16 protein-coding genes are annotated in these 15,125 nt (G+C 63.0%); 11 read left to right on the forward strand and 5 right to left on the reverse strand.

The annotated features are described in order from the left end of the window. Window positions 1-154 precede the first annotated feature (154 nt). A complete protein-coding gene (locus J2J98_RS02235; protein ID WP_207602241.1) occupies window positions 155-1,705 on the reverse strand; it encodes a winged helix-turn-helix domain-containing tetratricopeptide repeat protein in 1,551 nt (516 codons plus the stop codon). 118 nt (window positions 1,706-1,823) lie between these two features. Between J2J98_RS02235 and J2J98_RS02240 the strand changes: the two genes are divergently transcribed. After that, window positions 1,824-2,258: a cupin domain-containing protein gene (locus J2J98_RS02240; protein WP_207602242.1), complete on the forward strand. Its 435-nt coding sequence runs from the start codon at window positions 1,824-1,826 to the stop codon at window positions 2,256-2,258. A 99-nt stretch (window positions 2,259-2,357) separates the two neighbouring features. Continuing rightward, window positions 2,358-2,840, forward strand: a complete 483-nt coding sequence (locus J2J98_RS02245) for a RidA family protein (protein WP_207602243.1) — start codon at window positions 2,358-2,360, stop codon at window positions 2,838-2,840. A gap of 104 nt (window positions 2,841-2,944) precedes the next feature. Here the strand turns inward: J2J98_RS02245 and J2J98_RS02250 are convergent, their stop codons facing one another. Together J2J98_RS02250 and J2J98_RS02255 are read right to left on the reverse strand one after the other, a co-directional pair. Beyond that, a complete protein-coding gene (locus tag J2J98_RS02250) occupies window positions 2,945-3,415 on the reverse strand; it encodes an RbsD/FucU family protein (protein WP_207602244.1) in 471 nt (156 codons plus the stop codon). Continuing rightward, window positions 3,399-4,646, reverse strand: coding sequence for an ROK family transcriptional regulator (locus tag J2J98_RS02255; protein ID WP_138395394.1), 1,248 nt, complete (start codon window positions 4,644-4,646; stop codon window positions 3,399-3,401). The genes J2J98_RS02250 and J2J98_RS02255 overlap by 17 nt, the downstream gene beginning before the upstream one ends. Window positions 4,647-4,960: 314 nt before the next feature. On the opposite strand from J2J98_RS02255, the gene J2J98_RS02260 reads away from it, so the two are divergent. The 7 genes from J2J98_RS02260 (at window position 4,961) to J2J98_RS02290 (ending at window position 11,813) form a co-directional block, all read left to right on the forward strand. Continuing rightward, window positions 4,961-5,980 (forward strand): sugar ABC transporter substrate-binding protein, encoded by a 1,020-nt coding sequence (locus J2J98_RS02260; protein ID WP_064707889.1) that lies wholly within the window; start codon window positions 4,961-4,963, stop codon window positions 5,978-5,980. Window positions 5,981-6,132: 152 nt separating this feature from the next. Continuing rightward, window positions 6,133-7,197, forward strand: a complete 1,065-nt coding sequence (locus tag J2J98_RS02265) for an ABC transporter permease (RefSeq protein WP_064707824.1) — start codon at window positions 6,133-6,135, stop codon at window positions 7,195-7,197. Between the two features lie 2 nt (window positions 7,198-7,199). Then, window positions 7,200-7,982 carry an ATP-binding cassette domain-containing protein gene (locus J2J98_RS02270; protein WP_064707825.1) on the forward strand — a complete coding sequence of 261 codons (783 nt, stop codon included), beginning with the start codon at window positions 7,200-7,202 and terminating at the stop codon, window positions 7,980-7,982. Continuing rightward, window positions 7,979-8,611 (forward strand): nucleoside triphosphate hydrolase, encoded by a 633-nt coding sequence (locus J2J98_RS02275; RefSeq protein WP_064707826.1) that lies wholly within the window; start codon window positions 7,979-7,981, stop codon window positions 8,609-8,611. Before J2J98_RS02270 ends, J2J98_RS02275 begins: the two co-directional genes overlap by 4 nt. A 71-nt stretch (window positions 8,612-8,682) precedes the next feature. Then, window positions 8,683-9,723 carry a dihydroorotase gene (gene pyrC / locus J2J98_RS02280; protein WP_207602245.1) on the forward strand — a complete coding sequence of 347 codons (1,041 nt, stop codon included), beginning with the start codon at window positions 8,683-8,685 and terminating at the stop codon, window positions 9,721-9,723. A 187-nt stretch (window positions 9,724-9,910) separates the two neighbouring features. Then, window positions 9,911-11,089, forward strand: a complete 1,179-nt coding sequence (locus J2J98_RS02285) for a GGDEF domain-containing protein (protein WP_207602246.1) — start codon at window positions 9,911-9,913, stop codon at window positions 11,087-11,089. 187 nt (window positions 11,090-11,276) lie between these two features. Beyond that, on the forward strand, window positions 11,277-11,813 hold the full coding sequence (locus J2J98_RS02290; RefSeq protein ID WP_064707829.1) for a glyoxalase superfamily protein: 537 nt from the start codon (window positions 11,277-11,279) through the stop codon (window positions 11,811-11,813). Window positions 11,814-12,246: 433 nt separating this feature from the next. On the opposite strand, the gene J2J98_RS02295 is transcribed toward J2J98_RS02290, so the two are convergent. Then, window positions 12,247-12,744, reverse strand: coding sequence for an anthrone oxygenase family protein (locus tag J2J98_RS02295; protein ID WP_207602247.1), 498 nt, complete (start codon window positions 12,742-12,744; stop codon window positions 12,247-12,249). Continuing rightward, on the reverse strand, window positions 12,732-13,556 hold the full coding sequence (locus J2J98_RS02300) for an NmrA family NAD(P)-binding protein (protein ID WP_207602248.1): 825 nt from the start codon (window positions 13,554-13,556) through the stop codon (window positions 12,732-12,734). The genes J2J98_RS02295 and J2J98_RS02300 overlap by 13 nt, the downstream gene beginning before the upstream one ends. Window positions 13,557-13,656: 100 nt before the next feature. Here J2J98_RS02300 and J2J98_RS02305 point away from each other — a divergent pair, with 100 nt between their 5' ends. Further along, window positions 13,657-14,310 (forward strand): TetR/AcrR family transcriptional regulator, encoded by a 654-nt coding sequence (locus tag J2J98_RS02305; protein ID WP_064711734.1) that lies wholly within the window; start codon window positions 13,657-13,659, stop codon window positions 14,308-14,310. Between the two features lie 76 nt (window positions 14,311-14,386). Continuing rightward, window positions 14,387-15,076, forward strand: a complete 690-nt coding sequence (locus tag J2J98_RS02310; protein WP_207602249.1) for an orotate phosphoribosyltransferase — start codon at window positions 14,387-14,389, stop codon at window positions 15,074-15,076. The last annotated feature ends 49 nt before the right edge of the window (window positions 15,077-15,125 follow it).

Below are 15,125 nucleotides of genomic sequence, written 5' to 3' on the forward strand. Positions count from 1 at the left end.
CGCTGCGCGTAAGGATATCTTCGCCGCAAATCGGATGGGGCCGCATGGGATCGACACGAGTGACGCTGGAGGGCCGTGGACGAAAAACGGGGGGATCGATCAGCGCTGCGCCGGCGCGGCGACGTCGGCCATAAGGCTACGCCGTCAGCGAAGGTCAGTCAGTTTGCCGGGTTTGAAGATCCACCTCGCGTAGCAGTTCCTCCAGGCGCCGCGCCCATTCCTTGTTGCCATCTCTGAACGGGCCAAGCGCATCGCCGGCAGCTTCGGGAAAATCGCTTGCCGCGGCGGCAAAGCGGCGAGCCTGCTGGCGATCTCCAACGGCCGCGTGGCAGCACGCCTGAATGCGCAGCAGCGCCGGCCAGTCAGGCCGCGCCTTTAGCGCAGTACGCCCGGTCTCGAGCGCGCCTCCGACGTCGCCGGAAAAAAACAGTGCGAGCATCAGCAGGCTGAACCAGACGCCGTTCTGCGGATCATGGGGGTTGAGTTCGAGGCCGTGCGCCAGGGGCTTGCGCGCACCGGCCGCATCGCCTGAAAACAGGTCCGCCATGCCGAGGACGAGATGCCCCAGGGCGAAGCTCGAACCGAGCTCGATCGACCGTTCTGCCGCCAGGATCGCCTGCTCGGGCCGGCCTGAGTAAGCCGATACGATCGCCAGCGCATAATGCGCGTACGGATTTCGCGCGTCGAGATAGATTGCCCGCAGCGCCGCATCCAATCCTTCCTTGCCGTCCTCCGCAGGGTTGTCGGTCCAGCCGTAGGCTATCAGCCCGGCATTCACCCGTGCCCGCCAGATCTGCGCTTCTGGAAGCATGGGATCGAGCTGCGCCGCGTCGCGGAAGAAACGGCGTGCGAGAAGGTGGGTCGGCTGTGTGACCTTGTGGAAGTTGAACGTGCCTTGCCGTACGAGATCCCAGGCCGTGATGTTGCCGGTGTGGGGAGCAACCAGAAGCCCATGGCGCAGCAGCAGCTCAGGCTCGATCGCCGCTGCGATCCGCTCGGCGATGGCGTCTTGCACCGCAAATAGATCGGCCATCTGGAGATCGTAATGTTCGGACCAGACGGTGGCGCCTTCCGCAGTGTCGGCGAGGTGCACCGATATTCGGATTCGATCGCCGCTCTGGCGGATAGCCCCATCCACAAGGAAATCGACGCCAAGTTCGCGCGCGATCGCCTGCGGATCCTTCGAGCCATTCCTCCTGCAGAAACTCGCCCCACGTGAGGCGACGCGGAACCATCTGAACCGGGCAAGCGCCATGATCAGATCGTCGGCGACACCGTCGGCGAGATACTGTCTTTCAGCATCGCCGGCGAGATTTTCGAAGGGCAGGACTGCAATCCCGGGGATCGGCCTGGTCTCGGCGTGCCATACGCTATCGGCTCCGTCGGTGCGGCTCTCCACCACACCGGAAAATCTATATCCGACCCGTGGGACGGTGACGATCCATTCGCTGCCGTCCGATGCGGGCCCGAGCAGCTTGCGAAGGGCGGCAATCTGAACGGAAAGATTGCTTTCCTGGACGGCCAATCCCGGCCAAACGGCGTCCATCAGGGCGGACTTCGAGACCACACCTCCCTGTGCCGAGAGCAGTGTGGCGAGCAGCGAGGCGCCGCGGGCGCCGATGGCGACAGGCCTCTTGTCGCGGAGCAGACATCCGTTCTCGGCAATGAACTTGAAGTGACCGAATGCAAGGGGCGGCGTGTTCATGGCCGCAAATAATACGCCAATTTCGTACCTTTTCGGAATTTTTCGGCTGCGCTTCAGGACTTGCGCCGGCTGAGCGCGCAGGGTTGGTGCCATTGCAGCGATCGAAGTGGTGAGAGCGATGACGAACAAAGCAACGCAACCGAAGCAATCCGAAACATTCGTTGCGAGAGTCGTTCGCACCGGCGGCAGCCATGTCGCCAGGCAGGGATCGGTCTATCGCTCCGGCGTCTCGGCTGAAAGCGTCGGATCAAGCATGCTGTGGCTCGGAACGATTTCGCTGCCGGCCGGCAGACGAACCAGCGCCCACTGCCACCAGGGTCACGAGACGGCCCTGCTGATGACCGCGGGCAAAGAGATCGAGATCTGGTCGGGAGCAGCGCTCGAACGCTGCGAAACGGTCTGCCCCGGCGATTACCTGTTCATTCCGGCTGGCGTTCCTCATGTCGCCGTCAATCGCAGCAGCGAAGATGCCGAGTTCCTCGGCGCTCGCAACGACCCCGCGGCCAATGAGAGCGTCGTTCTGATGCCGGAGCTCGACGCGATCGTACCCTGAGGCATATCGCCCGGGACCGTGCAGAGGTTCCGGGTCGCGAAGCCCCGCCACTTTGGCGCGTCGTGCTCTGATCACACCGATCACAACGGGAGGTGCATTATGGCGATCATCGAACAGCGTTTGGCCGAAATGGGTCTGGAACTGCCCGAGCCTTTGAAGGTTCACGAGGGGCTGCGCTTGCCCTTCGCCTGGGTTCGCCTGCGCGGCAATCGAGCTTACATTTCCGGCCACGTCGCCTGCAACCGCGACGGGACCTTGGCGCAGCCGCTCGGCAAGGTCGGGTCCGAGGTTTCGCCGGAGCAGGGCTACGCGTCGGCGCGGCTCGTGGCGCTCGCTCATCTCGCGAGCCTCAAGCGGGCTGTCGGCGATCTCGATCGGGTCACGGCTTGGCTGCGCGTCTTTGCCATGGTCAACGTTGCGCCGGGGTTCAATGAGACGCCGCTGGTCACCAACGGTTATTCCGATCTGATCCTGGCGCTGTACGGACCTGATGTCGGCGCCCACGCCCGCTCGTCCATCGGCATGGCGATTCCATTGAATGCGCCGGTGAATTGCGAAGCGGAAGTCGAAATCGACGGGTGAGCGCTCGTGCCTGTCACCGCCGCGGTTCCGCGCGGCGGGCATGAAGACAATGGCTCTATGCATTCGTTGAAAGCGTCTTGAGCGCCCTTTCTGCGTTCGCCGCCCTAATACACAAAGGGGTCCACCTCGGCCTGCGCACCCGCCTCCTTCGGATAGATCACGCCCTTGCGCAGGATGATGTTGGCATAGAGCCTGGGCTCGCTGGTCTGGATCAGCGCATGGGCCGCCCGCACCCTGCCGTAGAAATCCTGGCCGACCAGCGGCACCACCTGGCGATGGGGGTCGTGGCGGGCGCAGCAGTCGATCATTTCCTCATGCACCGGATCGAGCTTGTCGCGCTCGGCCTTGACGGTCGAGCGGAAGATCGCTTCCGGCACGAAATCGTCGATCGGCAGCACGCTGAGCACGGCGTTGAGAACCGGGATGAGGTGGTGGCCGTCGAGCCGGATCAGCCGGCGGGCATGTTCGACTCCGGGATAGTTGCCGTCGACGATTGCGATCTCGTCGCCGTGGCCCATTGCCCGAAGCGTAAAAAGCAATTCAGGGCTCAAGAGCGGATCAAGTCCCTTCAGCATGGTCTACCTCCTTGAAGAGTACGTTCTGGTCGGTGAGATAGCGCGCAAAGATCGGCAGGCTGGCGCCGCCGATCGCGCGTGCCTGCGCGCCGACTGCGCCCTCGATGATTTCGGGCATGAGGACGCCCTGCAGGTCGAGCTTGGCGGCTTCGTCGATCGTTGCTTGCACGACGCGGCTGCGCACCCAATGGGGAAAGCCGCCGTCGATGACGGCGGCGCTGAAATCGACGATCGAGGCGGCGGCGACGATCGCCTGGGCCAGCGCCTTGGCGGTATCCTGGATCCAGGCCTCCATCGGTTCCCCGAAATCCACCCAGTCGTCGGCGGAATACCAGAGCGGCTCAGGATCGATGCCGCGCTCGCGCAGCATGTTTTCCAGCACGAAGATCGAGGCGATTTCGAGCAGCTGCTTGGTTTTGCCATTCCTGTCGCGCACGGGCAACGGCCCGATCGCGCCCGCCGTGCCGGTGCGGCCGGAAAAGATCGCCGAATTCAGGACGATGCCGCCGCCGATGAAGGAGCCTATGAAGAAATAGACGAAGTCGGGATAGGAGGGGCCGACGCCGAAGACGAGTTCGGCCCCGCAGGCGCTGGTCGCATCGTTCTGCAGGAAGACGGGGTGGGAGACGCGCGCGGCGATATCTGCCTGCAGGTCGACATCCCGCCAGACCTCCATGGCGCCGGGCGGCGCCCCCACCTCTTCTGCCCAGTTCCACAGCTCGAACGGGGCGGCGATGCCGAGGCCGGCGATGCGGCTGCGCTGCTTGTCGTCGAGCCGGCTTTCGATCTCCTGAATGCCTGCGGTGACGAAGGCGAGGATGTCTTGCGGCAGCGGGTAGGCATAGGTCTGGTGCAACTGCATGCGGATTCGGCCGACGAAATCCATCAGCACCAGATCGGCGCTGCGCCGGCCCATCTTCAGGCCGAAGGAATAGACGGCGTCGGGATTGAGATGCATCGGGATCGACGGCTGACCGACACGGCCGCGCACCGGCGCCCCGCGCGACAGCAGCCCTTCCTTTTCCAGAACCCGCATGATGACCGAGACGGTCTGCGCCGAAAGCCCGCTGCGGCGGGCGATATCGGCCTTCGACAGTGCGCCGTAAAGGCGCACCAGCGACAGCACGAGCCGTTCGTTATAGGCGCGCACCCGGACCTGATTCGCACCACCGGCCGGATTTAGAATTGGCGGCGGAACCGGTGTGTGTTCCGGTCCATCCAAAGACGACATGGCCGCTCCTCCCGAGCGTTCGCCTCCTGCATTCTCCTCATCGGAGGCGATGTGAAAAACATGCAGCAGCTCAAAGCGGTACCGCGTTCGTCGCGTCTGAGACGCGCGGCGCTGTACACTGTAACTCTATCGAGCATGCCACATCGAATTAATAATTCAATTGGATTTATTTATTGACAAGCGGATTTCTTTCGCTCTTAATTGCCGTCGTCAAGGGCACCGGCAGCTTTGGAGCTATCGCGACTGAAGCGAAGTGTCATATTCTGAAAATTCCGGCCCGCAGGGGCGGCGCCGGCAAACTCTGGGAGGAGTTCATGAAGAAATCAGTTCTCGCATTTGGCGCGCTCGCGCTCGGTGTCGCTTTTTCCGCTCCGGCGATGGCGGCTGAAGTTTCCGCCTGCCTGATCACCAAGACCGACACCAACCCCTTCTTCGTCAAGATGAAGGAAGGTGCGACGGCCAAGGCCAAGGAACTCGGCGTTTCGCTGAAGTCCTATGCCGGCAAGATCGACGGTGACAGCGAAAGCCAGGTCGCAGCGATCGAAAGCTGCATCGCCGACGGCGCAAAGGGCATCCTGCTGACGGCTTCGGACACCAAGGGCATCGTGCCTGCGGTCAAGAAGGCCCGCGACGCCGGTCTGCTGGTCATCGCGCTCGACACGCCGCTCGAGCCGGCCGATGCCGCCGACGCCACCTTCGCCACCGACAACCTGCTCGCCGGCAAGCTGATCGGCCAGTGGGCCAAGGAAACCCTCGGCGACAAGGCCAAGGACGCCAAAGTCGGCTTCCTCGACCTGACGCCGTCGCAGCCGACGGTCGACGTTCTGCGCGACCAGGGCTTCATGATGGGCTTCGGCATCGACCCGAAGAACCCGGACAAGATCGGCGACGAAGACGACAGCCGCATCGTCGGCCATGACGTGACCAACGGCAACGAGGAAGGCGGCCGCAAGGCCATGGAAAACCTTCTGCAGAAGGATCCGAGCATCAACGTCATCCACACGATCAACGAGCCGGCCGCTGTCGGCGCCTACCAGGCGCTGAAGGCCGTCGGCATGGAAAAGAATGTTCTGATCGTTTCGGTTGATGGCGGTTGCCCGGGTGTGAAGTCGGTCAAGGAAGGTGTCATCGGCGCCACCTCGCAGCAATATCCGCTGCTGATGGCGTCGCTCGGTATCGAGGCGATCAAGAAGTTCGCCGACTCCGGTGAAAAGCCGAAGCCGACCGAAGGCAAGTCCTTCTTCGACACCGGCGTCTCGCTCGTGACCGACAAGCCGGTCTCCGGCGTCAAATCGATCGACACCAAGGAAGGCACGGACAAGTGCTGGGGCTGAGCCCGATCTCTTGAAACAGAAGACGGCCGGGGCTTGATCCTCGGCCGTTTTGGACGGACGATGTGCCGTCGCTCCACCGGCTAAGCAACGAACGGATGAACAGGAGTGACGGCCTCCGCGCGGGTTCGGCGCGCGGATGCGGAGGAGGAACCATGACCGGAGCACAGGAATTCGAACGCGTCCTCGACGGCAGCGACAAGAACGTCGCCTCCTTCGAGCACCAGGACGTCCCGCTGATCAAGCGCGCGCAGCATTTTCTGCACTCGACGCCGGCCGCCGTGCCGCTGATCGTGCTGGTGCTGGCGATCGCCATCTTCGGGGCAACGATCGGCGGACGGTTCTTCTCGTCCTACACCTTGACACTGATCCTGCAGCAGATCGCCATCGTCGGCATTCTCGGCGCGGCCCAGACACTGGTCATCCTGACGGCCGGCATCGATCTTTCGATCGGCGTCATCATGGTGATCTCGGCCGTCATTATGGGCAATGTCGCCATCACCTACGGCATACCGACGCCGATCGCGGTGATTTCGGGCCTTCTGGTCGGCGGCCTCTGCGGCCTGCTGAACGGCTTCCTGGTCGCCTTCATGAAGCTGCCGCCCTTCATCGTCACGCTCGGCACCTGGAACATCGTGATGGCGACGAATTTCATCTATTCCGCCAATGAGACGATCCGCGACGCCGATGTCGACGCACAGGCACCGCTGCTGCATCTTTTCGCGGCTAGCTTCAGGCTCGGCACCGCCGTGCTCACCCTCGGCGTCATCGCCATGGTCCTGCTCGTCCTGCTGCTCTGGTATGTACTCAATCACACTGCCTGGGGAAGGCATGTCTATGCGGTCGGCGACGATCCGGAGGCGGCGAAGCTTTCCGGTATCCAGACGAAGCGGGTGCTGCTGACCGTCTACACGCTGTCGGGCGTCATCGCCGCCTTCGCAGCCTGGGTGTCGATCGGCCGCAATGGCTCGATCTCGCCGTCCTCGGCGGTCACCGATTATAACCTTCAGGCGATCACCGCGACCGTGATCGGCGGCATCTCGCTCTTCGGCGGCCGCGGTTCCATTCTCGGCACGCTGTTCGGCGCCATGATCGTCGGCGTCGTGTCGATGGGTCTCAACATGCTCGGCGCCGATCCGCAATGGAAAGTCCTCTTGACCGGCGTGCTGATCATCGCCGCCGTCGCCATCGATCAGTGGATCAGAAAGGTTTCGGTGTGACCATGGCTGTCGAACCCATTCTCACCGCCCGCGGCCTCGTCAAGCGTTATGGACGCGTAACCGCGCTCGACAATGCCGATTTCGACCTCTATCCGGGTGAAATCCTTGCCGTCATCGGCGATAACGGCGCCGGCAAGTCGTCGCTGATCAAGGCGATTTCAGGCGCCGTCACCCCCGACGAGGGCGTGATCACGCTCGAGGGCCGGCAGGTGCATTTCCGCTCGCCGATGGAAGCGCGCGAAGCCGGCATCGAGACCGTCTACCAGAACCTCGCTCTGTCGCCGGCGCTGTCGATCGCCGACAACATGTTCCTCGGCCGCGAGATCCGCAAAAAAGGGCCGCTCGGCTCGCTATTCCGCATGCTCGACCGGCCCGCCATGGAAAAGCTGGCGCGCAACAAGCTCTCGGAACTCGGGCTGATGACCATTCAGAACATCAACCAGGCGGTGGAGACGCTGTCCGGCGGTCAGCGCCAGGGTGTCGCCGTCGCCCGCGCCGCAGCTTTCGGTTCGAAGGTCATCATCATGGACGAACCGACGGCCGCTCTCGGTGTCAAGGAAAGCCGCCGCGTGCTGGAACTGATCCTCGACGTGCGCGCCCGCGGCCTGCCGATCGTGCTGATCTCCCACAACATGCCGCATGTCTTCGAGGTCGCCGACCGGATCCATATCCACCGTCTCGGCCGGCGCCTGACGGTGATCAACCCGAAGGAATACACCATGTCGGATGCCGTCGCCTTCATGACCGGCGCCAAGGCGGTTCCGACGGAGCCCGTTGCGGCATGAGCGTACGCATCGACGACATCGCCGGCGAGGTGCTCTCCCGCGCCGGCGATGCCAGACGGTTCCTGATCGCCGTCGCCGGGCCGCCGGGGGCGGGCAAGTCCACCATGGCCGACAATCTAGCGGCGGCGCTGAAAGCCAAAGGCGAAAGCGCCGCAGTCCTGCCGATGGACGGCTTCCACATGGACAACGCCATCCTGATCGAACGCGGTCTGCTGGCGCGCAAGGGCATCCCTGAAACTTTCGATGTCAGGGGCTTCCTCGATATCATCCGTGCGGTCAGGGCGGCCGACCAGGAGGTTCTGGCGCCGGTATTCGACCGTTCGCGCGAGCTCGCCATCGCTTCCGCCCGGCCGATCGATCCCAAGGACCGTTTCATCATCGTCGAGGGCAATTATCTGCTCTTTACGCAGGGCAAATGGGCCGAACTCGACGGCATCTTCGATTTTTCGATCATGCTGGCGCCGCCGATCGAGGTCCTCGAGGAGCGGCTCTGGGCGCGCTGGCGCGGCTACAATCTGAGCGAGGAGGCCGCCAGCGCCAAAGTCTACGGCAACGACCTGCCGAACGGCCGGCTGATCCTCGAAAACCGTCGCCCGGCCGACGTGACGCTGGAGATCGCGCTGGCGTGATGCCGCGACAATTGTTTTCTTCAGGGGTATAGTGCTATCAGGCCGCAGACGCATCGCTTCGGAGGCCTGCCATGCAATCGATCACCATCCGCCGTCCCGACGACTGGCACCTGCATCTGCGCGACGGCGCCATGCTGGAAGGCGTGATCGCCGATACGAGCCGCACCTTCGCCCGTGCCATCATCATGCCCAACCTCGTGCCGCCGGTCGTCACCACGGCGGATGCGAAGGCCTATCGCGAACGCATCCTCAAGGCGCTGCCGGACGGTCACCGCTTCCAGCCGCTGATGACGCTTTATCTGACCGAACACACCAGCCCCGACGATGTCGAGGAGGGTGCGAAGAGCGGGCTCATCACCGCCGTCAAGCTTTATCCCGCCGGCGCCACCACCAATTCGCATGGCGGTGTGCGTGACATGGAAAAGGCGATGCCGGTGCTGGAGCGCATGGCTGAGATCGGCCTGCCGCTCTGCGTCCATGGCGAGGTGACGACGCCTGACGTCGATATCTTCGACCGCGAGGCGGTCTTCATCGATACCGTGCTCGATCCCTTGCGCCGGCGCCTGCCGGAGCTGAAGGTGACGATGGAGCATGTGACAACCGCAGACGGCATCGACTACATCAAGGCGGCCAAATCAAATCTCGCCGGCTCGATCACCACCCACCACCTGATCATCAACCGCAACGCCATCCTGGTCGGCGGCATCCGCCCGCATTATTACTGCCTGCCGGTCGCCAAGCGCGAGAACCACCGGCTGGCGCTGCGTGCGGCCGCCACCAGTGGCGACGCCCGCTTCTTCCTCGGCACCGATTCCGCCCCGCATGTCGATCCGCTGAAGGAATGCGCCTGCGGCTGCGCCGGCATTTACACCTCGATCAACACGATGAGCTGCCTTGCCCATGTCTTCGAGCAGGAGGGCGCTCTCGATAGGCTCGAAGCCTTCGCCTCGCTGAACGGGCCGGCCTGGTACAGGCTGTCGCCGAATGAGGAACGGATCACGCTGATTAGGCAGGCCGAGCCGGTCATCTTTCCCGCCAAAATAGAAACCGGCGCCGGCCCGGTGACGGTCTTTGATCCGATGTTCCCCCTGCATTGGCAGGTGGTGGCGTAGGATGCTCCTGCATATTTTTCTATTTTAAATAGAATATTCATTTTAAGTTGCGGCGAGCCGTTAGTCGCGTAACATTTTCATTGTGCAATGCATCATTTGTTAACGGATGCATAAGACATTCCTCCTCGCGGGAACCCCTGAGCTGCCGATCATCTGGCGCGACGACCGCTGCGGAGACTGAAGAAGCATGATGCTTGACTACAACTCCCTATTGCTGGCGCTCGGCGTCTCCGCGGCCTGCCTTGCCGTGACCTTGATGGGCGGTTGGCTGGTGCGCCGGGCCGAAACCGTGCTGCTCACCGCCACCATCGGCCTCGTCCTCGTCGTCAGCGGCATTTTTGTCTACAGCGCCTATGTCAACCGGCCGGAGATAATCTTTGCCATTGGCAGTTTCGTGCTGTTCCATGCCGGTTTCGCCACCATCTGGGGTGCGGGCAAACAGTTCCTCACCGGCCGCCTGGCTGTTTCGTCGGTCGCGCTCCGAGCGCTGGCGGCAATGGTCTCTTCCATTGTGCCGATGATCGCGGGTTATGACGGCCTCGCCTTCATCGCCGACAATCTCGCCATCGCCCTGCTGCTCTTTGCCACCGCCCGGCAATATTGGCTTGCCCGCGCCGAAGCGCCGGCGCCGCTTCTCGGCATTGCGGCGCTCTACACGCTGACTGCAATTTCCTTCGTTCTCTGCGCCGCCGTGCTGATTGCCGATGGCAAGCTGGTGCTTGGCAAGGCGCCCAGCAACTGGGCGGAAGATCTGAGCCTTGCCGTCTGCATCGCCGGCATGACCGGGATCGGCGCACTGTCGCTGGCCCTGCACCAATGGCGGCTTGCCGCCCGCCATCGTCTCGAGGCAATCACCGATCCGTTGACCGGCCTGCTCAACCGTCGTGCCGTCTTCGACCAATATGGCACGCGGCCGATGGGATCGACCACCGCCATCATCGTCTTCGATATCGACCATTTCAAATCCGTCAACGACCGCTATGGCCATGCGAGCGGCGACCGCGTGATCACCGTCTTCGCCGAGGAACTCGCCGCCAATTGCCGCCCCGGCGATACCGCCGCGAGGCTCGGGGGCGAAGAATTTGCGCTGGTGCTGAAGGAAGTCATGCCAGGCCGGGCCGAACAGACGGCTGAGCGGATCCGCAGGGCCTTCGAGGCGCGAGAGATTCCGATCGACGGTGAGGTGTTGAGATGCACAGTAAGCGTCGGCGTTGCGCCCGGCCGCTCGCAGCTACTGGATTTCGACACTATGCTGAGTGCAGCCGATAAGGCGCTTTACGCCGCCAAGCGCGCCGGCCGCAACCGCGTCGAGCTTGCCGGCCACCTGCAGGCGGTGCCCCTCGAGGCATCGCGCACGGCGTCTTGATTCCGTGTGGATCCTCTCATAACCTCGCTTCTGGCCGGATGCGGCCAGCCGCCCCGCGACGCTCCGGCGTTATGGTGAATGCATTCAGAGATACCTTCACATCCCTTGCCGTTTGGCGATTGATGGCGAACGGGTCAGCAGACGCGGGCACTGATCGTCCTGTTTGCCGCCGACGGAAGGATCCACTATGCGCGATTTTCGCGATGCCAAGCTCATGGCAAAGACATTGCGGCAGGCCCTGGCCGACCGCAATATTGCTCTCACCCACAGCGAGACGCTCGAAATCGTCGCCCGGCAATTCGGGCTCGAGCAATGGAATATCCTCTCGGCCAGGATTGATGCTGCGGGTGCCGGCCGCTCCGCCATCGGCATCGAGCCGCCGATGCCGATCTTCCGCATCTTCTCGGTCGAAAAAGCGATGGAGTTCTATTGCGGCTTCCTCGGCTTCACTCTCGACTGGGAACATCGTTTCGGCGAAAACTTCCCGCTCTATTGCCAGGTCTCGCGCGAGGGTATGACGCTGCACTTGAGCGAACATTCCGGCGACGCCAGCCCCGGCGCCAAGGCCTTCGTCCGCGTCGCCAATGTCCGCGCCTATCACGCCGAACTCTCCGGCAAAGACTACCGTTACATGAAGCCCGGCGTCGACGAAGCACCTTGGGGATTGGAGATGACCGTCATCGATCCCTTCAGCAATCGCATCGTCTTTTGCGAGCAGACGTAGTCGTCAGCGCAACTTGGCTCTCGAAGCTTGGACGCCGCCATCGTGTGCAGACCCGCCGCTAAAGAGCGTCAATGCCGGGCCGAGCTCGCCGGCCCCCAGCAGGCGGGGCCCGTCGAGGTATCGCGCACGATGCCACATTTCGGCTGACGGCTTCAAGTGAGGCACGATCAGGGCAGGAAAACCATTTTGGCTGCGCCTGAGAGGCCGCGGAGCCCCTTTATACAACGACGAGCGGTTCTCTGCGGGCTGGTTTGGCAGGCTTGTTCTTGCTGCTCGCCGTGATCTCCGCCTGGCGCGCTTTCCGGAGCCGGTGACCGAAGGGGGAGCGGGAGTGAAGCTGCACCCGCTCCAATCTGCCTCATAGAGGTGCGATCCGTAGGATCGCCTCGAAAGATACGCCGCCACGCTGTTCCTTGAATGCCTCCGCCTTTCTTCAGACGATCATCAGCGCCCGCACGAAGGCGACGGAGGCGAGCAGCGAGGCGATGGTGCGCACATGGTTCCACCACGTCCAGTCCCTGACATAGGTGTTCCAGAGCTGAACCGCTTCAGGGCCGTTGCCCGCGACCTTCGCCAGCGCATCATTCATCGGCACATTGAAGATGATGGTCGAGACGAAGGAAGCGAGGAGATAGAGGGCGGCGCCGGTCAGCATCAGCGCGGATGCCCCACCGCGCCAGTCGATCAGGGCGAGAACGGCGATGACGAGGCAGAGGATCGCCGTCGGCACGAAGAGGCCCATGAAGGGCGAACGGAGGATCGTCACATTGACCGAGTTCATCGCCGCAATGCCTTGCTCGGCCGGGATCCGCGAGAAGGCGGTCATGATGAAGGTCGAAAAGGCGAAGAAGATGCCGGCGACCAAGCCGCTGCCGATCGCCGCGGCCCCGAGGGAGAGGATCAGGATGATCTGCATGGTCAGGCCTTCCATGTACCGGTTGCGGCGGTCCGGCGAGCATATTCGCTGAAATCGGTGGCGGGACGGCCAAGAATTTCAGCGACGCCCCCCGTGGTGCCGGAGTTGCGCCCGTCGAGCACCTGGCCGAAAAGCTCCTCCAGAAGATCGATCAGGCCCTGTGGCAGGCCGGCATCCGCAAGCCCGCTGGTGAAATCTGCCATCGACACTTGCTCATATTCGATCGGCCGTCCGGCGGCCGCGGCGATCTCGCCGACTGCCTCCGGGAAGCTCAGCGCCCGCGGGCCGGTCAGTTCGTAGGTCTTGTTGCGATGGCCAGGATCGGTCAGCGCGGCGACGGCGGCATCGGCGATGTCATCGGCATCGATGAAAGGTTCGCCGATATCGCCCGCCGGCAATTGCAGGCGGCCAGCGCGGATCTGCTCCACAAAGGCGCCTTCGCTGAAATTCTGGCAGAACCACGAGGCGCGCAGGATGGTGGTGTCTATCCCGGAAGCTATCAGCGCCGCTTCGCTCCGCTGTGCGCCCTCTTCGCCGCGGCCGGACAGGAGGACAATATGCTCAAGGCCGCATTCCACAGCGACCTTGGCGAGCGCTGCGACCGCTTCCGCCGCCCAGGCGACGGCAAGGTCCGGCTGGAACGCGACATAGGCGCTCGATGCGCCCTCAAGCGCGCCGCGCCAAGTCGACCTGTCCTCCCAGTCGAAGGGCCGTGCGCTGGAGCGCGATGCCGGGCGGATGGTGATGCCCCGTCCTTCCAGCCGCTTGATGATGCGCCCGCCCGTCTTTCCGGACCCGCCGACGAGGACGATTTCGGAAGGTTGCATTTAGAACTCCTCCCAAGCTTTGAAAACGAGAGAAACTCTCTCATTTGCAAAATGAGATAATCTCTCTTATTTTGTTTGTCAACTTCGAAAAGGAGAGAGAATGTCCGAGCATCCGGTCGCAACGCGCAGGCGCCAGCAGGAGTCGACTGGCCAGCCTCGCCGTATCCCGCGTCAGCAGCGTGGCCGCGACCGCTTCGAAAAGATCCTCGCTGTCGCCGCCGAATTGATCGAAAGCCATGGCAGCGACGGCCTGAAGATGAGCGAGATCGTCGAAAAGGCCGGTCTCTCCTTCGGCGCCCTCTACCAGTATTTCCCCGACAAGAGCTCGATCATCCGGACATTGGCCGAGCGCTTCAACGAAGAGGGCAGGCGGTGTGTGAAAGGGGAGCTGGCGAAGGTAGAGGATGCTTCAGCCGTACAGGGCGCGCTCGCCAACATCGTCGACCAATACTACGCCTTCTTCCGCCGCGAGCCGGTGATGCGCGACATCTGGCATGCGACCCACACCGACAAGCTGCTGCAGCAGGTCGATGCCGAGGACATGGAATTTCATGCCCAGGCCTTCCTCGCCGTGCTCGTCCGCCTGTGGCCGCAGCGTGAACGCCGGGAGCTCTTGGCGATCGCGCGGCTGACGATGCAGCTTCTCGCCGCCGCCGTTCGTTATGCCGTTTCGCTGGACGAGCAGGAGGGCGCCCAGGCGATCGCTCTGTTCAAGAAGATGCAGATTGCCGATATCGGCCGCCTGCTGAAGTGAATAGCTTCGCCCGTGTCTGGAAACCGCCGGCTCTTGCTGCTATTGCCGCAGGGATACAAAGCCGAAGGAGAGCCCGATGATCCAGACCGCATTTCCCGACCGCGCCCTGATGGCCGAACTGGTGGCCAAGATGCTCTGGGAGATCAAGGCGGTCCATTTCAATGCGGCTCAGCCCTATAAGCTCTCCTCCGGCATGGCGAGCCCGGTCTATATCGATTGCCGCAAGCTGCTGTCCTACCCGCGCATCCGTTCGACGGTCATGGATTTCGCCGCCAGCACGCTCTTGCGCGACGCCGGCTTCGAGCAGTTCGATTGCATCGCCGGCGGCGAGACTGCCGGTATCCCGTTCGCCGCCCTGCTCGCCGACCGCCTCGGCCTGCCGATGATCTATGTCCGCAAGCAGCCGAAGGGTCATGGCCGCAATGCCCAGATCGAAGGCAATATGCCGGAAGGCTCGCGTGTGCTCGTCATCGAGGATCTGACGACGGCCGGCGGCAGCATGTTCAAATTCATCGACGCCATCCGGGCCGCCGGCGGCATCGTCGATCACGGCATGGCGCTGTTCTTCTACAGTATTTTCGGCAATCAGCGTTTCGCCGACGGCAAGGTCCGGCTGCATCACATTGCCACCTGGCGCAATGTTCTGGCTGTCGCCAGGGAGCAGAAGCTTTTCGACGACAAGACCCTTAAAGAGGTCGAGGCCTTCCTCGATGCGCCGCTCGCCTGGTCGGGACGGAACGGTGGAGTTAGTGAGCTTTCGCTCTGACCAGTTGACAAAAGCTCACTTAAGCGGTTGATGAAGATAGAAATGCTGT

The organism is Rhizobium bangladeshense, assembly GCF_017357245.1.
Lineage (GTDB): Bacteria > Pseudomonadota > Alphaproteobacteria > Rhizobiales > Rhizobiaceae > Rhizobium > Rhizobium bangladeshense.